Genomic DNA, 22,373 nt, shown 5'->3' with positions numbered 1-22,373 from the left:
TCCGTCAACCCTTCATCATGTTCACGTCTTCGACCGCGATCGAGCCGCGGTTGCGGAAGAAGACGACGAGAATGGCAAGTCCGATGGCGGCCTCGGCCGCAGCTACCGTCAGCACGAACAGCGCGAACACCTGGCCGACCAGATCGCCGAGTGCCGCCGAAAAAGCGACGAAATTGATGTTGACCGCAAGCAGGATCAACTCGACCGACATCAGGATGACGATGACGTTCTTGCGGTTCAGGAAGATGCCGAACACGCCGAGCGTGAACAGGATCGCCGATACGGTCAAATAATGCGCGATGCCGACAACCATCTCAGAGTCCCTCGCCTGTCTTGACCTTGCGGATTTCCATGCCGGTCGCCGGCGTGCGGCCGACCTGGGCCGCGATCGACTGCCGCTTGACGCCTGGCTTATGGCGCAGCGTCAGCACGATGGCGCCAATCATGGCGACCAGCAGCACGAGGCCCGAAATCTGGAAGTAGTAGAGGTAGTCGGTATAGAGGATGTCGCCGAGCGCGGCGGTGTTGGTCCGCGTGGCGAGATCCGGAATGGGCTTGGAGACCGTCGAAGCGAGCTGCGGCGCGAAAGTGTAGCCGCCGAGGACGACGATCAGCTCCGCCGCCAGGATCAGCCCGACCAGCGCGCCGATCGGCGCATATTGCAGGGCGCCTTCCTTCATCTCGGCGAAATCGACGTCGAGCATCATGACGACAAACAGGAACAGCACCATCACCGCGCCGACATAGACGACGAGCAGGATCATCGCCAGGAACTCGGCCCCGGTCAGCATGAACAGGCCGGCGGCGTTGAAAAAGGTCAGGATCAGGAACAGCACCGAATGCACGGGGTTGCGCGACGAAATGACCATGAACGCCGACGCCACCGCGACAAAGGCGAAGAGGTAGAAAAAGGCCGCCTCTAGTCCACTCAACATTGGGGATCCCCCGGGTTCCTGTACAAACAGGACGCTCGTCCTGTTTGTTGTCTCTGGCCTGGTTCCGCCTCCGGTTCCAAAGCCGCGTTGTCCTAGCCCATGTTCCGATCGGGTTGAAAGGCCCGATCGAAAGAAACATGGGCCACTCTGTATTCCGGAGCATGATCTGGTCCGAAAAGTCCGCAACTTTTCGGGATCATCCTCTGGACGAGGCCCCTCGCCCCGTCCATGCGTCAAATATCAGCGGTAGGGCGAGTCCAGCGAGATGTTGCGCGCCAGTTCGCGCTCCCACCGGTCGCCATTCGCCAACAGCTTGTCCTTGTCGTAGTAGAGTTCCTCGCGCGTCTCGGTCGCGAACTCGAAATTCGGCCCCTCGACGATGGCGTCGACCGGGCAGGCTTCCTGGCAGAAGCCGCAATAAATGCACTTCACCATGTCGATGTCGTAGCGAACCGTGCGGCGCGTGCCGTCATTGCGGCGCGGGCCGGCCTCGATGGTGATGGCTTGCGCCGGGCAGATCGCCTCACACAATTTGCAGGCGATGCAGCGTTCCTCGCCATTGGGATAGCGGCGCAGCGCATGCTCGCCACGGAAGCGCGGGCTGGTCGGCCCCTTCTCGTGCGGATAGTTGATCGTCTCCTTGGGCGCGAAGAACTGGCGCATCGACAGGAAGAAGGCGCTGACGAAATCCTGCAGCAGCAGTGATTTTGCGGCTTGGGAAAGAGCGGACATCACGCAAACCCCGTGATCTTGAGGAAGGCCGCGGTGGCGACCACCATGAACAGCGAGATCGGCAGGAACACTTTCCAGCCAAGCCGCATCAATTGGTCGTAGCGGTAGCGCGGCACGAAGGCCTTCACCATGGAGATGCCGAAGAACACGAAGCAGACTTTCAGCACGAACCAGATGACGCCGGGCACCCAGGTGAACGGCGCGAAGTCGAACGGAGGCAGCCAGCCGCCGAGGAACAGGATGGTGGCCAGCGCGCACATCAGCACGATGGCGACATACTCGCCGAGGAAGAACAGCAGGAACGGCGTCGACGAATATTCGACCATGTGGCCGGCGACCAGTTCCGATTCGGCTTCCACCAGATCGAAGGGCGGGCGGTTCGTCTCGGCCAGCGCCGAGATGAAGAAGACGATGAACATCGGGAACAGCGCCAGCCAGTTCCAGTCGAGTAACGTATTGGGCAGGCCAAGCCGCGTACCAATTCCATCATGCTGCGACAGCACGATATCGGTGAGGTTGAGCGAGCCGGCGGTGAGCAGAACAGTGACGATGACGAAGCCGATCGAGACTTCGTAGGACACCATCTGAGCGGCCGAACGCAGCGCGCCGAGGAACGGATATTTCGAGTTGGAGGCCCAGCCGCCCATGATCACGCCATAGACCTCGAGCGAGGAGATGGCGAAGACATAAAGGATACCCACATTGACGTTGGCGATCGCCCAGCCCTGGCTGACCGGGATGACCGCCCAGGCCGAGATCGCCAGCACGGCCGAGACCAGCGGCGCCAGCAGGAAGACGCCCTTGTTGGCGCCGGACGGGATGACCGGTTCCTTGAAGACGAATTTCAGCAGATCGGCGAAGGCCTGCAGCGTGCCCCAGGGGCCGACGACGTTCGGGCCACGGCGCAGCTGCACCGCCGCCCAGATCTTGCGGTCGGCGTAGAGGATATAGGCGACGAAGATCAAAAGCACGACGATCAGCACGACCGACTTCAACAGGATCAGCAACGCCGGCAGCACGTAGAAGGAGAAGAAAGTGTCCATGCTTATTCCGCCGCCTGCTTGAAGCCGCTCTTGGCCAGTGCCGAGCATTCCGCCATCACGGCCGATGCCCGCGCGATCGGGTTGGTCAGGTAGAAATCCGTCACCGGCGAGGTGAAGGTGCCCTTGTTCAGCCGCCCGCCGAGCTTCGCCACCTCGGCGATATCCTCGGCATTGCCGGCCGCGACCTGATCGATACGGGCCAGATGCGGGTATTCGCCATAGAGCTTGGCGCGCAGCTGCGGCAGCGAATCGAACGGCAGTTTCTTGCCCAGCACATCCGACAGCGCCCGCAGGATCGCCCAGTCCTCGCGCGCCTCGCCCGGCGCAAAGCCGGCGCGGTTGGTCTGCTGCACGCGGCCTTCGGTGTTAACATAGGTGGCCGACTTTTCCGTGTAGGCGGCCGCCGGCAGGATGACATTGGCGCGGTGCGCGCCCTGGTCGCCATGCGTGCCGATATAGACGACGAAGGCGCCGCCGGTCTTGGCCATGTCGATCTCGTCGGCGCTGAGCAGGAACAGGAGCTCCATTTCGCCCAGCATGCCGGCAACGTTTCTGCCGCCCTCGCCCGGCACGAAGCCGAGATCGAGACCGCCGACGCGGCCGGCCGCATTGTGCAGCACGGCAAAGCCGTTCCAGTCGGCGCGAGCAGCGTTGACGGCGGCGGCGAGCTTGGCCGCCTGGCCGAGCACGGCCGCGCCATCGGCACGCGCCAGCGCGCCCTGGCCGACGATGATCAGAGGGTGTGTCGCCTTCTTCAGCGTCTGGAAGAACTTGCCGTTGCCGTCGGCCAAATCCTTCAGCGAATCCGGTCCGGCGCCCAGCTGTTCATAGTCGTAGCGGGTATCGCCGACATCGCCGATGACGCCGACCGGCAGATTGCCGATCCGCCAGCGCTTGCGGATACGGGCGTTGAGCACCGAGGCTTCATAGCGCGGATTGGCGCCGATGATCAGCACCGCGTCGGCCTGCTCGATGCCTTCGATGGTCGGGTTGAAGATGTAGCTCGCACGACCGAGCGCCGGGTCGAGTGCGGCGCCGTCCTGGCGGCAATCGGTGTTCTTCGAGCCGAGCGAAGCCATCAGCAGCTTGAGCGCATAGGTTTCCTCGACGGCGGCGAGATCGCCCGCGATAGCGCCGATCTTTTCGGGCGCCGTCTTCGACACCGCGTCCTTGATCGCGGCGAAGGCCTCGGCCCAGCTGGCGGCAACCAGTCTGCCGTCCTTGCGCACATAGGGGCGGTCGAGACGCTGCGTGCGCAGGCCGTCCCAAATGAAGCGGGTCTTGTCGGAGATCCACTCCTCGTTCACCGCCTCGTTGACGCGCGGCAGGATGCGCATCACTTCGCGGCCCCGGCTATCGACGCGGATCGCCGAGCCGACCGCATCCATCACGTCGATGGATTCGGTCTTGGTCAGCTCCCACGGCCGCGCCTGGAAGGCGAATGGTTTCGAGGTCAGCGCGCCGACCGGGCAAAGGTCGATGACATTGCCCTGCAGTTCCGAGGTCATCGCCTGTTCGAGATAAGTGGTGATCTCTGCATCCTCGCCACGGCCGATCAGACCCAGTTCGGAAATGCCGGCGACTTCGGTGGTGAAGCGGACGCAGCGCGTGCAGTGGATGCAGCGATTCATCACCGTCTTGACCAGCGGCCCGATGTATTTGTCTTCGACCGCGCGCTTGTTCTCGTGATAGCGCGAGGAATCGACGCCGAAGGCCATCGCCTGGTCCTGCAAGTCGCATTCGCCGCCCTGGTCGCAGATCGGGCAATCCAGCGGATGGTTGATCAGCAGGAACTCCATCACGCCTTCCCTGGCCTTCTTGACCATTGGCGTGTTGGTGAAGATTTCCGGCGCCTCGCCATTCGGGCCGGGACGCAGGTCGCGCACGTTCATGGCGCAGGAGGCCTGCGGCTTGGGCGGCCCGCCCTTCACCTCGATCAGGCACATGCGGCAATTGCCGGCGATCGACAGCCGCTCATGGAAGCAGAAGCGCGGCACTTCCGCGCCAGCGTCTTCCGCCGCCTGCAGCAGCGTGTAGTGGTCGGGTACAGTGATCTCTTTCCCGTCGACCTTGAGCTTTGCCATTCGCCTCAAACCCCTGCGGAGTTCCCGCAATCTCTTTTTCCGGACGCGGTCGAGACCGCGTCGAGCACTTCATTCACTTCTTGACGGCGAGCGCCGCCGCTTGGGCTGTCCAATCGTCGCGGCCGATGCGGCCGCTGAGCGACAGATAGTCCTCGACCCAGGCAACCTCTTGCGGCGTCCATGCCGCGATCTGGGCATATGTCCAGATGCCGAGGCCGTTGAGAACCTTTTCCAGCTTCGGCCCGATGCCCGAGATGGCCTTGAGATCCGCCGGTTTGGCCGGCTTCTCCATGGCGTTGGGCTGCCTGAAATCCTCGGGCATCAGCGCATCGCCGGCGCCGCCCGTAGCCGGAGCCGCATTCGCGGCCGGCACGGCAGTGGCGGCTTCCTTGGCGGCAATATCGGTGACCTCCCTGGCGAAGGACTGCGCCTCGGCAATCATGCTTTTCGCCGTCGCCCGTGCCTTGGTGGAGGAAGGACTTGGATCTTCGAACTGCGCGACGCGCGCCTCGAAATCATCGACGATCGGCTGCAGCAGCCGCTGCGAGGCTTCTGCCGCACCTGAAAGCGCGCCCAGCCAGACGCCGAAAGCATGGTTGGCGAGCCCGAGGCCAAGCGCCGACATCGCCGCCGCACCCGCCACGGGATGCACGAAAAGGTTGACGGCGCTGGCCATCTCCTTCGGCATCATCCTGGTCAAGTCCTGGTTCATCTTCTCGATCTGGTCCAAATTGGGCATCAGCGGGTTCGAATACGGCGCCATAGAGTTCTCCTGGTCGTTTCTTCGTTCGCCCCGCCCTTCGCTGCGGACTTTCGTCCGCGTAAAACGTTCTTCTATTCCGCCGCCACCATCACAGGCTCCGCCCGGTGCGCATTGCGCGAAAACTCGTCGATGCGCCGCTCCACTTCGCCGCGGAAATGCCGCATCAGGCCCTGGATCGGCCATGCCGCCGCGTCACCCAGCGCGCAGATCGTATGGCCTTCGATCTGCTTGGTGACGTCGAGCAGCATATCGATCTCGCGCTTCTGCGCCTCGCCGCGCACCAGCCGTTCCATCACCCGCCACATCCAGCCGGTGCCTTCGCGGCATGGCGTGCACTGGCCGCAGCTCTCGTGCTTGTAGAAGTAGGAAAGCCGCGCAATCGCCTTCACGACATCGGTCGACTTGTCCATGACGATGACAGCCGCGGTTCCAAGGCCGGATTTGAGGTCGCGCAAGGCGTCGAAATCCATCGGCGCGTCGATGATCTGCTCGGCCGGCACCAGCGGCACCGAGGCGCCGCCCGGTATGACCGCCAAAAGATTGTCCCAGCCGCCGCGAATGCCGCCGCAATGCGTCTCGATGAGCTCGCGGAACGGGATCGACATCGCCTCCTCGACCGTGCACGGATTGTTGACGTGGCCGGAGATGCAAAACAGCTTGGTGCCGACATTGTTGGGCCGGCCGAAGGACGAGAACCAGGCCGCACCGCGGCGCAGGATGGTCGGCGCAACCGCGATCGATTCGACATTGTTGACCGTGGTCGGGCAGCCATAGAGACCGACATTGGCCGGGAATGGCGGCTTCAGCCGGGGCTGGCCCTTCTTGCCTTCGAGGCTTTCGAGGAGCGCTGTCTCCTCGCCGCAGATATAGGCGCCGGCGCCGTGGTGCATGTAGATGTCGAAATCGTAGCCGGACGTGTTGTTCTTGCCGATCAGCTTGGCCTCGTAGGCCTCCTCGATCGCGCGCTGCAGCGCCTCGCGCTCGCGGATGAACTCGCCGCGCACATAGATGTAGGCGGCAATAGCGCCCATGGCGAAACCGGCAAGCAGCGCGCCCTCGACCAGCGTGTGCGGGTCGTTGCGCAGGATGTCGCGGTCCTTGCAAGTGCCGGGCTCGGATTCGTCGGCGTTGATGACGAGATAGCTCGGCCGGCCGTCGCTCTGCTTGGGCATGAACGACCATTTGAGCCCGGTCGGGAAGCCTGCGCCGCCGCGGCCGCGCAGGCCCGACGCCTTCATCTCGTTGACGATCCACTCGCGCCCCTTGGCAACGATGCCGGGCGTGTTGTCCCAGGCGCCGCGCGCCATCGCGCCGGCCAAGGACTTGTCGAACAGGCCGTAGATATTGGTGAAGATGCGGTCTTTGTCCTGAAGCATTTTTCGTCCCTCAGACCGGCTTCTTGCCGAAGACGCGGATGTATTCGGCCACGCCACCCTTGGCGAGCGCCTTGGCCTGCTTGACCCAGTCGTCGCGATCGATGCGACCCTGGAAAGAGAGATAGCCATCCACCCACTCGCGTTCGGCCTTCTTCCACGACGCGACCTGCGCGAAGGTAAAAATGCCCAGCGTATGCAGGATGCCCTCGATCTTGGGGCCGACGCCGGAGATCAGCTTCAGGTCATCGACCTGTGCCGGTTTATCGATGCCGGCCGGACGGTTCTTGTCCTCGAGCGACGGTTTGGCCGGCTTGGCTGCCGGTACCTTGACCTCCGGCGCCTTGAAGGCGGATGCCGGCTCGGCCTTGGTTATTGGACCGTTGCGCTGCTTGGAAACCTGCTCGACTTTGGAGTCTGCCTTGTTGGCATTGGCGGCCGAATGCAGTGGGGCGGCAACGCTCGCCGCCTTTTCGACCGCCGGCGCGACCTTGGTTTTCGAAGGCGTCTTCAATGCCGGGCTGGTTTCAGGGGCGTCGGTCTTCGGCTTGCTGGTGTTGGATGGTGCGACAGGGGCCGCGGCCGGTGCCGGCACGGGCGCTGCGATGATCGCGTCGGGCGCCGCCCTGGCGGCCTTGGCTGCCTCCCTGGCTTCCCTTTCGCGGGTCGACTTGAGGATCGCCTTTTCGCTCTTCAGCGTGGTGAGGCCGGAGGCCGGCTCCGAGCCGGTACGGCCGTTCTGCGGCCCCGGTTCCACCGAAGCACCCTTGCCGGCGTCATAGAGATCGATGATTTCAGCCAGGCGTTCCGGCGTTAGATCCTCGAACGTGTCCTTGAAGACCATCACCATCGGCGCGTTGACGCAGGCGCCAAGGCATTCGACCTCTTCCCACGACAATGTACCCTTGTCGTTGGTATGGAACTGGTCGTGATGGATTTTGGAGCGGCACACATCCATCAGCGCTTCCGAACCGCGCAGCATGCAGGGCGTGGTGCCGCAGACCTGGATGTGCGCACGCGTGCCAACCGGATTCAATTGGTACTGCGTGTAGAAGGTCGCGACCTCGAGCCCGCGGATGCGCGGCATGCCGAGCATGTCGGAGATCGTCTCGATCGCCGCCTTCGTCACCCAGCCTTCCTGCTCCTGTGCGATCATCAGCAGCGGGATGATGGCCGACTGCTCACGGCCCTTCGGATATTTCTTGATCCATTGCTTCGCCGCGGCCGCATTCGCCCGGTTGAAGGCAAAGGAGGCTGGCTGGACGCTGGCTTCTGCGAGACGGCGGACTGACATTTAGCGATCGACCTCACCAAACACGATGTCGAGGGAACCGAGAACGGCGGTGACGTCGGCCAGCATGTGGCCGCGGCAGAGGAAATCCATCGCCTGCAGATGCGCGAAACCCGGCGCGCGCAGCTTGCAGCGGTAGGGCTTGTTGGAGCCGTCGGAAACCAGATAGACGCCGAATTCGCCCTTCGGCGCCTCGACCGCAGCGTAAACCTCGCCGGCTGGCACGCGATAACCCTCGGTGTAGAGCTTGAAGTGATGGATCAGCGCTTCCATCGAGCGCTTCATCGCCTGGCGCTTGGGCGGCACCACCTTGCCGTCGAGGTTCGACACCGGGCCGGCGCTTTCCTTGCCGAGCAGGAGATCGACGCACTGGCGCATGATCTTCGCCGACTGGCGCATTTCTTCCATGCGTACGAGGTAGCGGTCGAAGCAGTCGCCGTTCTTGCCGATCGGAATGTCGAAATCCATTTCCGAATAGCATTCATAGGGCTGCGACTTGCGCAGGTCCCAGGCAGCGCCCGAACCGCGCACCATCACGCCCGAAAAACCCCAGGCCCAGGCATCCTCCAGCGAGACGATGCCGATATCGACATTGCGCTGCTTGAAGATGCGGTTGCCGGTCAGCAGCTGATCGAGGTCGTCGATCGACTTCAGGAACGGGTCGATCCACTTGCCGATGTCCTCGACCAGCTTCTGCGGCAGGTCCTGATGGACGCCACCGGGACGGAAATAGGCGGCATGCATGCGCGAACCGGAGGCGCGCTCATAGAACACCATCAGCTTTTCGCGCTCGACGAAGCCCCACAGCGGCGGCGTCAGCGCGCCGACGTCCATCGCCTGCGTCGTCACATTGAGGATGTGCGACATGATGCGGCCGATTTCGCAATAGAGCACGCGGATCAGCTGCCCGCGCTTCGGCACTTCGATGCCGAGCAGGCGCTCGGCGGCCAATGCGAAGGCGTGCTCCTGGTTCATCGGCGCGCAATAGTCGAGCCGGTCGAGATAAGGGATCGCCTGCAAATAGGTTTTGGCTTCGATCAGCTTTTCGGTACCGCGATGCAAGAGCCCGATATGCGGATCGACGCGATCGACGACTTCGCCGTCCAGTTCCAGCACAAGGCGCAAAACGCCGTGCGCCGCAGGGTGTTGCGGGCCGAAATTGATGTTGAAGTTGCGGACCGAGGTTTCAGCCATTTACTGCTTTGCCTTCTCGTCACCCGGCAGCACGTAATCGGTGCCTTCCCAAGGGGACAAAAAATCGAAATTGCGGAATTCCTGCTTGAGCTCGACCGGCTCGTAGATGACGCGCTTGGCCTCGTCGTCGTAACGCACCTCGACGAATCCGGTCAGCGGGAAATCCTTGCGCAGCGGATGGCCTTCGAAACCGTAGTCGGTCAGCAGGCGACGCAGATCGGGATGGCCCGAAAACAGCACGCCGTAGAGATCGTAGGTCTCGCGCTCGAACCAGTCGGCGCCGGGGAACACGCCGGTGATCGACGGCACCATGGTTTCCTCGTCGGCCTGCACCTTGACGCGGATGCGCACATTCTGCTTCGGCGACAACAGATGATAGACGACGTCGAAGCGCTTGGCCCGCGACGGATAGTCGGCGCCGCAGACGTCGATGATCGAGATGAACTGGCAGCGCGCATCGTCGCGCAGGAAGGTCATCACCTCGACCAGATCGCGCGGCTCGACGTGAACGGTAAGCTCGCCATAGGCAAGCACCCCGTCACTGAAGCGGCCAGGCAGCTTCTCGCCGAGATAGGTCGACAGTTCGCTCAGGGATGCGGTCATGGATTTACCGTTCGATCGTGCCGGTGCGGCGGATTTTCTTCTGCAGCAGAAGAATGCCGTACAGCAACGCTTCGGCGCTCGGCGGACAGCCGGGCACATAGATGTCGACCGGCACGATGCGGTCGCAGCCGCGCACCACCGAATAGGAATAATGGTAGTAGCCGCCGCCATTGGCGCAGGAGCCCATCGAGATGACGTAGCGCGGTTCCGGCATCTGGTCGTAGACCTTGCGCAGCGCCGGCGCCATCTTGTTGGTCAGCGTGCCGGCGACGATCATGATGTCGGACTGGCGCGGGGACGCGCGCGGCGCGACGCCGAACCGCTCCGAATCATAGCGCGGCATCGAGGTGTGGATCATCTCGACCGCGCAGCAAGCGAGGCCGAACGTCATGAACATCAGCGACCCGCTGCGCGCCCAGGTGATGAGCGCCTCGGTCGAAGTGACCAAAAAGCCCTTGTCGGCCAACTCATTGTTGATCTCGAGGAAGAAGGGATCGTCCTCCCCCACCGGCCTGCCGGTGTTGGGGTCGATAATACCCTTGGGCTTCGGCGCGACGAGGGTGCCTGAACTGTCGTTCAATCCCATTCCAGCGCTCCTTTTTTCCATTCATAGGCAAAGCCGATGGTCAGCACCGCCAAAAACACCATCATCGACCAGAAACCGAGCATGCCGATCTTCGAAAACGACACCGCCCACGGAAACAGGAAGGCCACTTCCAGGTCGAAGATGATGAACAGGATCGACACCAGGTAGAAACGGATGTCGAACTTCATGCGCGCGTCGTCGAACGAGTTGAAACCGCACTCATAGGCGGAAAGCTTTTCGGGATCGGGATTGCGATAGGCCACCAGAAAGGGCGCGGCCAGCAGCGCCAGGCCGACAACCAGCGCCACGCCTATGAACAGGACGATGGGCAGGTATGAGCTCAAGAGTGCGTTCATGCTCGGTTTTCCGTTGGCGCCAATCCACTTTGATTACAGCACCGGACCCTAATGCGGAAGCGTGACAGTTTAACCGCTGAACCGTTTTAAGGGCCTATGCTGCAACGCGGCGAGGGTTAGCGCAGCACTTCCAGCGAAGCAAGTCAAACCTTGTTCAAAACACCGACCTGAACGGCATATCGCGGCAAACTGGTCCGATCCGCTCCTGTTTGATTTCCTTCGCCTTTTACTCCACTTTTCTCTCCTGACATGGATGCCGCCAAAACCCTGCTAGCATGGGTTGGAATCAGCCTTTCGACCCTCGGTCAAAACACTTCAAAGTGATGCCTGCATGAAGGAAAAGATCTCGCTCCCCACGGCCCGTCGCATCGCGCTTGCCGCCCAGGGGTTCCTCGATCCCCGCCCGACCGGTACGCCCGACCGCCGGCATTTTGCCCGCACCCTCTCCCGCACCGGCCTGCTGCAGATCGATTCCGTCAGCGCGGTGGTGCGCGCTCATTATATGCCGCTCTATTCGCGCCTTGGCCCCTACCCGTTCTCGCTGCTCGACAACGCGGCCGTGACGCGCAAGCGCACTGTTTTCGAATACTGGGCGCACGAGGCCTCCTTCCTGCCGGTCGAGACATACCCGCTGATGCGCTGGCGCATGCAGCGCGCCGAGCGCGGCGAGGAAATGTATCTGGGGCTCGCCAAATGGGGCCGCGAGCACGCCGGCTACATCGAAGAGATCTACCGCCAGGTCGCCGAGCGCGGCCCGATCGCCGCTTCCGCGCTGGAGGGCCAGAAAGGCTCGGGCGGCTGGTGGGGCTGGAGCCATGCCAAGCACGCCTTCGAATGGCTGTTCTGGGCCGGCCGCATCACCACGGCGCACCGTCGCGGGTTCGAGCGTTTCTATGATCTGCCCGAGCGCGTACTGCCGCAGGCGGTCCTCGACCTTCCAGTGCCGACGCCTGAGGACGCGCACCGCGAATTGCTGCGCATTTCCGCCCGCGCCCACGGCGTGGCGACTTCAGGCGATTTGCGCGATTATTTCCGGCTGTCGCCGGCCGACATGAAAGGCCGGTTGGAGGAACTGATTGAAACGGGCGAGTTGCTGCCGGTGCGAGTCGAAGGCTGGGACAAGCCCGCCTATCTTCACACAGACGCCCGCCTGCCGCGCAAAGTCGAGGCCCGCACCCTGCTGGCACCCTTCGATCCGGTCGTCTTCGAGCGTTCGCGCACCGAGCGGCTGTTCGACTTCCACTACCGCATCGAGATCTACACGCCGGCCGACAAGCGGCAATACGGCTATTATGTCCTGCCGTTCCTGCTCGGCGACAGGATCGTGGCACGCGTCGACCTCAAGGCCGACCGTCCGGCCAGCATACTGCGGGTCCATGCGGCCTATGCCGAGCCGGGTGCGCCGCCTGAAACCGCTGCAGAGCTGTTCGAGGAATTGAAGCAGATGCAAGGTTGGCTCGGGCTCGAACGCATCGAAGTGACACCTGCCGGGGATTTGGGGCCGGCGCTGGCCGACATCGCCATGTCGTAAGCTCGCGTTGACACCGCCGCCCGCAAAAGCCTAAATCCGGTTCAGATGGTCCCTTGCCCGCAACGGCAAGGGCTAAGAGGGAATGCGGTGCGGGGCAAAATCCCAAATCCGCGGCTGTCCCCGCAACTGTAAGCGAAGAGCCAAGGCCGAAAGCCACTGGGGAGTTCCCGGGAAGGCGGCTACCAAGGCGATGACCCGCGAGCCAGGAGACCTGCCGTCTGCGACTTTAGAATCCGATCGCCCGGCGGGTTTCCGGGCAAGGAGCCCGATCTTTGGACCACGACAGCAGTTTTTCGGCTGGTACAGCGGATATTTCGTCCGGCCATGATGATGCCTTGGCCGGCGTCACCATCATCGTCTGCGCCTCCTGCCGCGATGAGACCGGCGCCGACGCTCATCCCCGCGCCGGCGAATTGCTGGCCGACGACACGCGCCGCGCCGCATCTGGCGATGACATCCGCATCCGCAGCCTCGAATGCCTCGGCAATTGCAAGCGCCGCCTGAGCGCCGCCATCCTGCGCGACGGTTGCTGGAGTTATGTCTTCGGCGACCTGACCGCGACCAGCGGCGCCGATCTCGTCACCGGCGCCAGGCTCTTCGCCACCTCGAAGGACGGCCTGATTCCATGGCGCGGCCGTCCCGATAGCCTGAAGCGCGGCCTTGTTGCCCGCATCCCTCCCCTCGACCTGCTGAAGGACTGACCATGACTGCATCCGTCTCCCGCGTTCCCTGCACCGTCGTCACCGGCTTCCTCGGCGCCGGCAAGACGACGCTGGTCCGCCATCTCCTGGAAAATGCCGGCGGCAACCGCATTGCCATCATAGTCAACGAGTTTGGCGACATCGGCATCGATGGCGAGATTTTGAAGGGCTGCGGCATCGACACCTGCCCGGAGGAAAACATCGTCGAACTGGCCAATGGCTGCATCTGCTGCACCGTCGCCGACGATTTCGTGCCGGCGCTTGACAAGATCCTCGCGCTGACGCCGAGGGTCGACCATATCCTGATCGAAACCTCGGGCCTGGCGCTGCCCAAGCCGCTGGTCCAGGCCTTCCAGTGGCCGAGCGTGAAGAGCCGCGCCACAGTCGATGGCGTCATCGCCGTGATCGACGGCCCGGCGCTGGCCGAAGGCCGCGTCGCCAACGACATGGACGCCTTGCAGGCGCAGCGCGCCGGGGACGAGACGCTCGACCATGACGATCCGGTGGAAGAAGTGTTCGAGGATCAGATCGCCTGCGCCGACCTGATCATCCTGTCGAAGAGCGACCTGATGGACGCCGCCGGCACCGCCCGCGCCAACGCCATCATCAACGAACATTCCGCCCGCGCGGTGAAGATCGTGCCGACGTCGCATGGCAAGGTCGATCCCTCGGTGCTGCTCGGGCTCGGTCTCGCCGTCGAGGACGACATCGAAAACCGCAAGTCCCACCATGACGGCGCATTCGACCATGAGCATGACGACTTCGACACCTTCATCGTCGACATTGCCTCGATCGCCAATCCGGACGAGTTGGCAAAGCGCGTCGCCACCGTCGCCGAAGAAGAGAACGTGCTGCGTGTAAAAGGCTTCGTCGAGGTCGGTGGCAAGCCGATGCGGCTCTTGCTGCAGGCTGTCGGGCCGCGCGTCAATCATTACTATGACCGCGCCTGGACGGCGCAGGACGACCGCCGCTCGCGTCTCGTCGTCATCGGCCTGAAGGGGCTGAACCGCCCGGCGATCGAGCGTATACTCGCCGGCTGATCTCGGACACGGGTTGCGATGCACATCCTCACCACGACATCCGCCTCGCTCGACGACCTCGCCGAGCCGGTCGATCTGCGGCAGACGCCGGCGGATATCGTGGCCCTGTCCTTCACCGACAGCGACCTCGCCGGACTGGCGGCAGCCTGGAAGGCCGATGCCGGCCGCCTGCCCTCGATGCGGCTGGCTGCCCTGCGTGACCTGCGCCATCCCATGTCCGTCGACCTCTGGGTCGACAGCGTCGCCCGCCACGCCAAGGTCATCCTCGTGCGCATCCTCGGCGGCTACGACTGGTGGCGCTACGGCTGCGACCAGCTTGCCTCGACCGCCCGCGCACACGGCATAAAGCTGGCGCTGCTGCCCGGCGAATGCCGCGACGAGGATCTGCGCCTGATCGAAGCCTCGACGCTGCCGCGCGAGGAGCTCGACGGCCTGCTCGACTATTTCCGCGAGGGCGGCCCGGCGAATATGAGTGCGCTGGTGCGGAGATTGGCGGGGCTGGCTGGATCGGATGCGGACGTAGCAGAGCCGGTTCCAGTGCCGAAAGCCGGGTTTTATGAGCCAGGACTCGGGGTCGTTGGTGATCCTTCACGCCCCCCTCTGTCCTGCCGGACATCTCCCCCGCAAGGGGGGAGATCGGACTTCATCAAAGCCGGCTCTTTTCCCGTTTCATTAGAAGCTGACGCGTCCGCAACCTCGACAATTGGCGAAATCTCCAATGACAGCGCAATCTTCCCCCTTGCGGGGGAGATGTCCGGCAGGACAGAGGGGGGTGTGAAGGAACTCGACGCTGACAACGTCAACGCTCCTATCATCCCCATCCTGTTCTACCGCTCGATGCTGCTGGCCGCCGATGTCGCGCCGATCGACGCACTTTTTGAAGCGCTCGGCCAGCGCGGCATCGCCCCGGTCCCGATCTTCGTCTCCAGCCTCAAGGACCCATCATCCCTGGCATTCGTGGAAACAGCACTCGCCACGCTCAAACCCGCCGCCATCATCACCGCGACCGCTTTCGCGTCCGGCGCCGAGCCCGGCGTCGAAACCCTGTTCGACCGCGCCGGCGTGCCTGTCTTCCAGGTCATTGTCGCCACCACCCGCCGCGACGTCTGGGAGACCAACCAGCACGGCCTGGCGCCCGCCGACCTCGCCATGCATGTCGTGCTGCCCGAACTCGACGGCCGCATCCTGGCCGGCGCCATTTCCTTCAAGGGTGAGAGCGAGATCGATCCAGCACTTGGCCACCGCGCCTTTGCCAACCGGCCGGAACCGGATCGTGTGGCGCAAGTGGCTGACCGCGTCGCGGCCTTCATCCGCCTGCAGGAGACGTCCCGCGCCGAGCGCAAGCTGGCCGTCCTGATCCCGGACTATCCGAGCGCGCCCGGCCGCACCGGCTATGCCGTGGGTTTGGATGTGCCGTCCAGCGTGCTGGCCATGCTGCAGGACCTCAAAGAACAGGGCTATGGGGTTGAGGGGATTCCGGAGACACCGCGTGGGTTGCTAGGGCTTCTTGAAGGCAGCAAGGATGGGCTGGGGTTGGAGGATTATCTGGACTTCTCCAAGAGCCTGCCGGCTGCGGCTGTCGCTGCCATGGAGGCGGCTTGGGGGAAGGCAGAAGGCGAGACAGGTTTGTGCGAGGCGCCCCCCTCTGTCCTGCCGGACATCTCCCCCTCAAGGGGGGAGATTGCGCTGCCATTGCCGGGTTCGCCAATCTCCAATGTTGCGGGAGGGGGCGGAGCGTTGAAACTGCCGATCTCCCCCCTTGAGGGGGAGATGTCCGGCAGGACAGAGGGGGGCGCCTCGCGCAAACCTTCGCTATCAAGCAAGAAACACTTCCCCTTCCGTGCCGCCACCTTCGGCAACATCACGGTCGCCCTCGCCCCCGACCGCGGCCGCTCCGCCGACCGCCGCGCCGATTACCACGACCCGACACTGCCGCCGCGCCATGCGCTGATCGCCTTCGGCCTGTGGCTGCGCAAATCGCTCGGCGTTCATGCGCTGGTCCATGTCGGCGCGCATGGCACGCTGGAATGGCTGCCGGGCAAGACGGTTGCGCTTTCGGAAAACTGCTTTCCCGAGATCGTCACCGGTCCCCTGCCCGTCATCTATCCGTTCATTGTCTCCAACCCCGGCGAAGCGGCACAGGCCAAGCGGCGCATTGCCGCCGTCACCCTTGGCCATCTGCCGCCGCCCCTAACCGGTGCCGGGCTCTATGAGGACCAGCACAAGCTCGAGCGGCTGGTCGACGAATATGCCCAGGCCGACGGGCTCGACCGTCGCCGCCGCGACCGCCTTGCCAAGCTGATCGTCGAGACGGCGCAAAAGACCGGTCTTGCCTCCGAAGCCGGCGTCGCCACGACCGACGCACCGGACGAAGCGCTGCGCCGCATCGACGCCTGGCTGTGCGACCTCAAGGATTTCGCCATCAAGGACGGGCTGCATATCTATGGCCGCGCCCCCGAGAACGAGCCCGACGCCATGCGCCACCAAAGCGCCGAAGGCGAGAAGACGGCGCTACTTGCGGCGCTCGATGGTCGCCACGTCAAGGCCGGCCCGGCCGGTGCGCCCGCGCGCGGCCGTTCCGACGTCCTGCCCACCGGCCGCAACCTCTTCACGTCGGACCCGCGCAGCATGCCGACGCCGACCGCCTATGACCTCGGCAGGGTGGCGGCCGAAGAAGTCGTGCGCGGCTACATGCAATCGCATGGCGACTGGCCGCGCTCGCTGGTCATCGACCTCTGGGGCTCGGCGTCGCTGCGCACCGGCGGCGAGGAGATTGCGCAAGGCCTGGCGCTGATGGGCTGCCGGCCGCAATGGGATGCTGCGACCGGCCGCATCACCGGCATCGAAGTGCTGCCCCCGGCCCCGCTTGGCCGGCCACGCGTCGACGTCACCTGGCGCATTTCGGGCCTGTTCCGCGACATGTTCCCGACCCAGATCGCGCTGATCGATGCCGCTGCCAACGCCGTTGCCGCGCGAGACGAGGAGGATTCGGAAAACCCGCTCGCGGCGAGGACCCGCGCCGATGGCAAGATCAGCCCACGCATCTTCGGCACCTCGCCCGGCACCTATGGCGCCGGCGTCGAGGATCTTTTGTCCTCCGGCGACTGGGCGGCCCGCGAAGAAATCGGCCGCGCCTATCTCGACGCCACATCGCACGCCTATGGCGGTGCGGAGGGCGAAGGCGTCTCCGCGCCCGGCGCCTTCGAGGGGCGCATCGCCGAAGCAGATCTTCTCGTCCACACCGGCGACGACCCCGGCCGCGACATCCTCGAGGGCTCCGCCGACGTCGCGTTCATCGGCGGCTTTTCGGCCGCTTTGGCAACCCTGGGCAGGAATGCCGACGTCATCGTGCTCGACACTACGGATCCTCAAAGGCCGAAACCGCGCTCGGTCGGCGAGGCCGTATCGCGCGTTGTGCGTGCCCGCGCCGTCAATCCACGCTTCATATCAGGCCAGATGCGCCACGGCCCGCGCGGCGCCTCCGAATTTGCCGAAACCGTCGACCGGCTGGTGGGCTTCGCCGAAACCACGCATGCGATATCGGGCGCGCTGATCGAGGCGGTGCATGACGCCTATCTCAGCGATCCGGCTGTCCGCGCCTTCATCCTGCGCGAGAACCCCGCCGCCGCAAAAGTCATCGCCGAGCGCTTCCTGTCGGCGCGCCGGCGCGGCCTCTGGCATCCCTTGCGCAATTCCATAGACGACGATCTCACGGCCCTGATTGCCGAGGCGGAAGCGCTTGGGGTGGCGGCATGAACGCCTTCTCACGTCGTGGCGCTTGTCCGGCCCTGTCGGCGCCGATGCAGACTGGCGATGGCCTGCTGGTGCGGCTCAATCCGGTCGCGGGAGGCCCATCTTCTGGAGGATTGTCGCCGAAACTCTTGATTGCGATAGCCGAATCGGCTTTGCGGCATGGCAACGGCATCACGGAAGTGACCGCGCGCGGCAGCCTGCAGATACGCGGGCTGACGGCGGACAGCGCGGCGTTGCTGGCGGCGGAGGTCGATGCGCTTGATATCGCGGTGCGCACCGGCGTGCCGGTCGAGACCGGGCCGCTGGCCGGCATCGATCCGCAAGACATTGCCGATCCCCGGCCGCTGGCCGAGCGGATCAGGGCGGCAATTGAAGAGGCTGGGCTGACGCAACGGCTGGGGCCGAAGGTTTCGGTGATTGTCGATGGTGGCGGGCAGCTTGGGTTGGATGCGGTCACGGCCGATGTGAGGCTGAAGGCGGTGCGGGCCAGCGCTGGCGTGCCGTGGGCTGTGTCTGTTGCCGGTGATGGTCAAAGCGCGAGGCCGCTTGCGACGGTCGATGACGATGTAGCGCGCGATATTGCCGTTGCGGTGCTCAGGATGATTGCCGAGAAGGGTCGGGGGGCCCATGCGAGGGATTTGACGGAGCGCCAATTGGTCTCTCTCGCAGGTTGGCACTCCGTCACACCCCCCTCTGTCCTGCCGGACATCTCCCCCGCAAGGGGGGAGATTGAGCCGTCATCGGCGCTTTCGCCAATTGCCGACGTCACGCCCACCGCCGAGGTGGCAGGACGAGAGCCGGCGCCGGAACTGCCGATCTCCCCCCTTGCGGGGGAGATGTCCGGCAGGACAGAGGGGGGTGTGCAGGATCACCGACCCATCGGTCTTTTCCCTTTGGGCGGCAATGCCACCGCCCTCGGCATCGGCCTGCCCTACGGCAGCATGCCAGCGGACAAAATCATCGCCCTCACACAAAGCGCCCTCACCCTCGGCACAACCGAAATCCGCCTCGCCCCCGGCCGCGCCTTGCTTTTCCTCGGTCAACCAACCGCCAACCACCCCCTTCAGCACACCGCCGCCACCCTCGGCTTCGTCACCTCCCCCACCGACCCGCGCACGCGCATCGCCGCCTGCCCCGGCACGCCCGCCTGCGCCTCCGGCCGCATCGCCACGCGCGACATTGCCGAGACGATCGCGGCTGAAAACGCCGACATCCCGGACTTCACCCTGCACATTTCCGGCTGTGCCAAGGGCTGCGCCCACCCCGGCCCGGCGACGCTGACGATCGTCGGCGGCGAAAACGGAGCCGGACTTGTCGTGAACGCGACGGCAAGGGCCCTTCCTGCGGGCTACAGGCCGGGCTATGACGCCGCGCGCGGCATCGGCCGCGTTGCGGCAATGATCCGCGGCACACGATACCAAGGCGAAACCGCCGCCGCTTGCCTGACAAGGCTCGGGCCGGTGGCAATCGCCGAGGCTTACCGACAGGCCCAAACTGAAAAACGGAAATGAGCATGGCCGCCTACGACTATATCCATGACGGCACGGCGATCTATGAGCGCTCCTTCGCCATCATCCGCGCCGAGGCTGATCTTTCGCGCTTCTCAGAAGCCGAGGCCGATGTCGCCATCCGCATGATCCATGCCTGCGGTCAGGTCGAAGCCGCCGGGCATTTCGTGTTCTCAACCGATTTCGTTGCCGCTGCCCGCACCGCTTTGGCGGCGGGCGCGCCGATCTTCTGCGACGCGGAAATGGTCTCGCATGGCGTCACCCGCGCCAGGCTGCCGGCGGGCAACGAGGTGATCTGCACCTTGCGCGATCCGCGCACGCACGACATTGCCAGGGTGATCGGCAACACCCGCTCCGCCGCCGCGATCGACCTGTGGGGCGACCGCATGGCCGGTTCGGTGGTCGCCATCGGCAATGCGCCGACCGCGCTCTTCTATCTCTTGGAGAAGTTGCGCGACGGCGCGCCGAAACCGGCGGCCATCATCGGCATGCCGGTCGGCTTCGTCGGCGCTGCCGAATCGAAGGACGCGCTGGCCGAGAATTCCTATGGCGTTCCCTACGCCATCGTGCGCGGACGGCTCGGCGGCAGCGCCATGACCGCCGCAGCGCTCAATTCACTGGCGAGGCCCGGCCTGTGAACGCCCTTCTCAAAGGCCGTCTCGTCGGCGTCGGCACCGGTCCCGGCGACCCCGAACTGCTGACGCTAAAAGCCGCGCGCGCCTTGGCGGAAGCCGATGTCGTGGCCTATTTCGCCAAGCGCGGCAACAACAGCAACGCGCGCGCCATCGTCGAAGCGCAGTTCCGGCCCGAAATGACGGAATTGCCGCTGCTCTATCCCGTCACCACCGAAATCGATAAGGACCACGACGACTACCGCTCGCAGATCACGGCTTTCTATGAGGAGTCGGCCGAGAGGGTCGCCGAGCACCTCGAAGCCGGCAGGATGGTTGCCGTGCTGTCTGAGGGCGACCCGCTTTTCTACGGCTCCTACATGCATCTGCATGTGCGCCTCGCCCATCGCTTCCCGACCGAAGTCATTCCCGGCGTCACCGCCATGTCCGGCTGCTGGTCGCAGACTGGTGTTCCGATCGTCCAGGGCGACGATGTGCTGACGGTGCTGCCCGGCACGATGAGCGAGTTCGAGCTGACGCGCCGGCTGGCTGACACCGATGCCGCCGTCATCATGAAGGTCGGCCGTAACCTGCCCAAGATCAGGCGGGCGCTGGAGGCTACGGCCAAGCTGTCGCGCGCCGTCTATGTCGAGCACGGCACCATGGCCGGCAGCGTGTCGATGAAGCTGGCCGACAAGCCGGACGACAAGGCGCCCTATTTCGCCATCGTGCTGGTCGCCGGCTGGTCCGGCCGCCCCGGCGCTTTGGGAGTGCAAGCATGAGCGGCCGTCTCACCGTAATCGGCCTTGGCCCCGGCAATGCCGATCAAGTCACTCCGGAAGCCAGCCGCGCCGTCGCCGAGGCGAAATTCTTTTACGGCTACAAACCGTATCTCGACCGGCTGGAATTGCGCCCGGATCAGACCCGCGTCGCTTCCGACAACCGCGAGGAACTCGCCCGCTCCAAGGACGCACTGGTCAAAGCCGCCGAGGGCCACGACGTCGCGGTGGTTTCCGGTGGCGATCCCGGCGTGTTCGCCATGGCGGCGGCCGTCTGCGAGGCGATCGAGGCCGGCCCGGCCGAATGGCGCACGGTCGATATCGCCGTCGTGCCCGGCATCACCGCCATGCTGGCGGTTGCCGCCCGCATCGGCGCACCCCTCGGCCATGATTTCTGCGCCATCTCGCTGTCCGACAATCTGAAGCCATGGGAGCTGATCGAACTGCGCCTGCTGGCGGCAGCCGGCGCCGGCTTCGTCATCGCGCTCTACAACCCGATCAGCAAGGCGCGGCCCTGGCAGCTCGGCCGCGCCTTCGAATGCCTGACCGCGATCCTGCCTGGCACCACGCCGGTGATTTTCGGCCGCGCCGCAGGCCGTCCCGACGAGCGCATCGAGGTCTACCTGCTGGCCGATGTCGAGGCTGAAAAAGCCGATATGGCGACCTGCATCATCATCGGCTCGCCGGAAACCCGCATCATCAAGCGCGCTGAGAAGCCGGCGCTGGTTTACACGCCGCGCTCGTCCACGGGGCGGACAAAATGATCGACCATCACGGTCAGCGCTTCAACGCTTTCAGCCGCGGGAACATCCGGCAAGGTTGGCCGTTGGATCATGACCACCTCGAGGCCAAGCGCCCGCGCCGCGGCGATCTTGCCATAAGTCGCTTCGCCGCCGCTGTTCTTGGACACGATGACATCGATGCGTTGCTTTTCGAGCAGCGCGCGTTCCTCCGCCTCACGAAACGGGCCACGGGCCAGAAGATAGCTCGCATCCGGCACGGCAAGCTTGGGCTCGATCGCGTCGACGCTGCGGACGAGATAATGATGCTGGGGCGCAGCTTCGAAAGCGGCGACCTCTTGCCGGCCCAGCGCCAGGAAAACACGGCGCGGCGCCAGTCCAAGCGCTCGCGCGGCATCGCCGGATGTATTGACCTCGGTCCAGCGGTCGCCTTCGACATGCTCCCAGCCGGGGCGTCGCAGCGCAAGGATCGGCACACCGGCCACGCGGGCGGCTTGCGCCGCATTGGCGGAGATCTGCGCCGCATAGGGGTGCGTCGCGTCGATCAGGAGGTCGATAGGCTCTTTCCGCAGATAGTCGGCCAGCCCATCGGCACCGCCAAAGCCTCCGCTTCGCACCGGGACACCTTGCGCGACCGGGCTTTCAGTGCGGCCAGCCAGCGACAGCGTGACCGAGGCGCGCGCCGCCAGTTTTCCGGCCAGTTGCCGGGCTTCGGTGGTGCCGCCGAGGATCAGAATGCGGTGGGTCATC

Annotated in this window: 21 protein-coding genes and 1 riboswitch; of the genes, 8 read left to right on the top strand and 13 right to left on the bottom strand. The window is 64.6% G+C overall.

Features of this window, described 5'->3' with window-relative positions; all coding sequences use genetic code 11:
* Positions 1-4 precede the first annotated feature (4 nt).
* The 12 genes from nuoK to EOA13_RS13610 form a co-directional block, all read right to left on the bottom strand.
* Positions 5-313, bottom strand: a complete 309-nt coding sequence (gene nuoK, locus EOA13_RS13665) for an NADH-quinone oxidoreductase subunit NuoK (RefSeq protein WP_019858930.1) — start codon at positions 311-313, stop codon at positions 5-7.
* A 1-nt stretch (position 314) separates the two neighbouring features.
* On the bottom strand, positions 315-935 hold the full coding sequence (locus EOA13_RS13660; RefSeq protein ID WP_127267204.1) for an NADH-quinone oxidoreductase subunit J: 621 nt from the start codon (positions 933-935) through the stop codon (positions 315-317).
* Between the two features lie 240 nt (positions 936-1,175).
* Positions 1,176-1,667 carry an NADH-quinone oxidoreductase subunit NuoI gene (gene nuoI, locus EOA13_RS13655; protein WP_023812382.1) on the bottom strand — a complete coding sequence of 164 codons (492 nt, stop codon included), beginning with the start codon at positions 1,665-1,667 and terminating at the stop codon, positions 1,176-1,178.
* A complete protein-coding gene (gene nuoH / locus EOA13_RS13650; protein ID WP_127293242.1) occupies positions 1,667-2,710 on the bottom strand; it encodes an NADH-quinone oxidoreductase subunit NuoH in 1,044 nt (347 codons plus the stop codon). The genes nuoI and nuoH overlap by 1 nt, the downstream gene beginning before the upstream one ends.
* A gap of 2 nt (positions 2,711-2,712) precedes the next feature.
* Positions 2,713-4,794 carry an NADH-quinone oxidoreductase subunit NuoG gene (gene nuoG, locus EOA13_RS13645; RefSeq protein ID WP_127293240.1) on the bottom strand — a complete coding sequence of 694 codons (2,082 nt, stop codon included), beginning with the start codon at positions 4,792-4,794 and terminating at the stop codon, positions 2,713-2,715.
* 73 nt (positions 4,795-4,867) lie between these two features.
* Positions 4,868-5,557: an NADH-ubiquinone dehydrogenase gene (locus EOA13_RS13640; RefSeq protein WP_127293238.1), complete on the bottom strand. Its 690-nt coding sequence runs from the start codon at positions 5,555-5,557 to the stop codon at positions 4,868-4,870.
* Between the two features lie 71 nt (positions 5,558-5,628).
* Positions 5,629-6,933, bottom strand: coding sequence for an NADH-quinone oxidoreductase subunit NuoF (gene nuoF, locus EOA13_RS13635; RefSeq protein ID WP_127293236.1), 1,305 nt, complete (start codon positions 6,931-6,933; stop codon positions 5,629-5,631).
* Positions 6,934-6,943: 10 nt separating this feature from the next.
* Entirely contained in the window at positions 6,944-8,224 is a 1,281-nt protein-coding gene (locus EOA13_RS13630; protein ID WP_127293234.1) for an NADH-quinone oxidoreductase subunit E, read from the bottom strand.
* Positions 8,225-9,415, bottom strand: coding sequence for an NADH-quinone oxidoreductase subunit D (locus EOA13_RS13625; RefSeq protein WP_127293232.1), 1,191 nt, complete (start codon positions 9,413-9,415; stop codon positions 8,225-8,227).
* Complete coding sequence (locus EOA13_RS13620; protein ID WP_127293230.1) at positions 9,416-10,018, bottom strand: NADH-quinone oxidoreductase subunit C; 603 nt, start codon at positions 10,016-10,018, stop codon at positions 9,416-9,418.
* Between the two features lie 4 nt (positions 10,019-10,022).
* Positions 10,023-10,604, bottom strand: a complete 582-nt coding sequence (locus EOA13_RS13615; RefSeq protein WP_013531090.1) for an NADH-quinone oxidoreductase subunit B — start codon at positions 10,602-10,604, stop codon at positions 10,023-10,025.
* Positions 10,595-10,960, bottom strand: coding sequence for an NADH-quinone oxidoreductase subunit A (locus EOA13_RS13610; RefSeq protein WP_010910112.1), 366 nt, complete (start codon positions 10,958-10,960; stop codon positions 10,595-10,597). The genes EOA13_RS13615 and EOA13_RS13610 overlap by 10 nt, the downstream gene beginning before the upstream one ends.
* 331 nt (positions 10,961-11,291) lie before the next feature.
* Here EOA13_RS13610 and EOA13_RS13605 point away from each other — a divergent pair, with 331 nt between their 5' ends.
* From EOA13_RS13605 to EOA13_RS13570, 8 genes are all read left to right on the top strand, one after another.
* Entirely contained in the window at positions 11,292-12,491 is a 1,200-nt protein-coding gene (locus EOA13_RS13605; RefSeq protein ID WP_127293219.1) for a winged helix-turn-helix domain-containing protein, read from the top strand.
* Between the two features lie 29 nt (positions 12,492-12,520).
* Positions 12,521-12,725: riboswitch (cobalamin riboswitch) on the top strand.
* Between the two features lie 38 nt (positions 12,726-12,763).
* A complete protein-coding gene (locus tag EOA13_RS13600) occupies positions 12,764-13,192 on the top strand; it encodes a DUF1636 family protein (protein WP_127293217.1) in 429 nt (142 codons plus the stop codon).
* A 2-nt stretch (positions 13,193-13,194) separates the two neighbouring features.
* Positions 13,195-14,232, top strand: coding sequence for a cobalamin biosynthesis protein CobW (cobW, locus tag EOA13_RS13595; RefSeq protein WP_127293215.1), 1,038 nt, complete (start codon positions 13,195-13,197; stop codon positions 14,230-14,232).
* An 18-nt stretch (positions 14,233-14,250) separates the two neighbouring features.
* Positions 14,251-17,988 carry a cobaltochelatase subunit CobN gene (locus tag EOA13_RS13590; RefSeq protein ID WP_127293213.1) on the top strand — a complete coding sequence of 1,246 codons (3,738 nt, stop codon included), beginning with the start codon at positions 14,251-14,253 and terminating at the stop codon, positions 17,986-17,988.
* The gene (gene cobG / locus EOA13_RS13585) at positions 17,985-19,496 is read left to right on the top strand and encodes a precorrin-3B synthase (protein ID WP_127293211.1); all 1,512 of its coding nucleotides are present in this window, start codon (positions 17,985-17,987) and stop codon (positions 19,494-19,496) included. The genes EOA13_RS13590 and cobG overlap by 4 nt, the downstream gene beginning before the upstream one ends.
* A gap of 2 nt (positions 19,497-19,498) precedes the next feature.
* Complete coding sequence (locus EOA13_RS13580) at positions 19,499-20,131, top strand: precorrin-8X methylmutase (RefSeq protein ID WP_127293209.1); 633 nt, start codon at positions 19,499-19,501, stop codon at positions 20,129-20,131.
* Positions 20,128-20,886, top strand: a complete 759-nt coding sequence (locus tag EOA13_RS13575) for a precorrin-2 C(20)-methyltransferase (protein ID WP_127293207.1) — start codon at positions 20,128-20,130, stop codon at positions 20,884-20,886. The genes EOA13_RS13580 and EOA13_RS13575 overlap by 4 nt, the downstream gene beginning before the upstream one ends.
* Positions 20,883-21,647: a precorrin-3B C(17)-methyltransferase gene (locus EOA13_RS13570; protein ID WP_127293205.1), complete on the top strand. Its 765-nt coding sequence runs from the start codon at positions 20,883-20,885 to the stop codon at positions 21,645-21,647. Before EOA13_RS13575 ends, EOA13_RS13570 begins: the two co-directional genes overlap by 4 nt.
* Here EOA13_RS13570 and EOA13_RS13565 read toward each other — a convergent pair.
* Positions 21,611-22,372, bottom strand: a complete 762-nt coding sequence (locus EOA13_RS13565) for a cobalt-precorrin-6A reductase (RefSeq protein WP_127293203.1) — start codon at positions 22,370-22,372, stop codon at positions 21,611-21,613. The genes EOA13_RS13570 and EOA13_RS13565 overlap by 37 nt on opposite strands.
* Position 22,373 lies beyond the last annotated feature (1 nt).

Source organism: Mesorhizobium sp. M7A.F.Ca.US.011.01.1.1 (assembly GCF_003998295.1).
GTDB lineage: Bacteria > Pseudomonadota > Alphaproteobacteria > Rhizobiales > Rhizobiaceae > Mesorhizobium.
The sequence above is the reverse complement of the archived record's forward strand: the minus strand, read 5'-3'. Positions and strand labels throughout refer to the sequence as shown.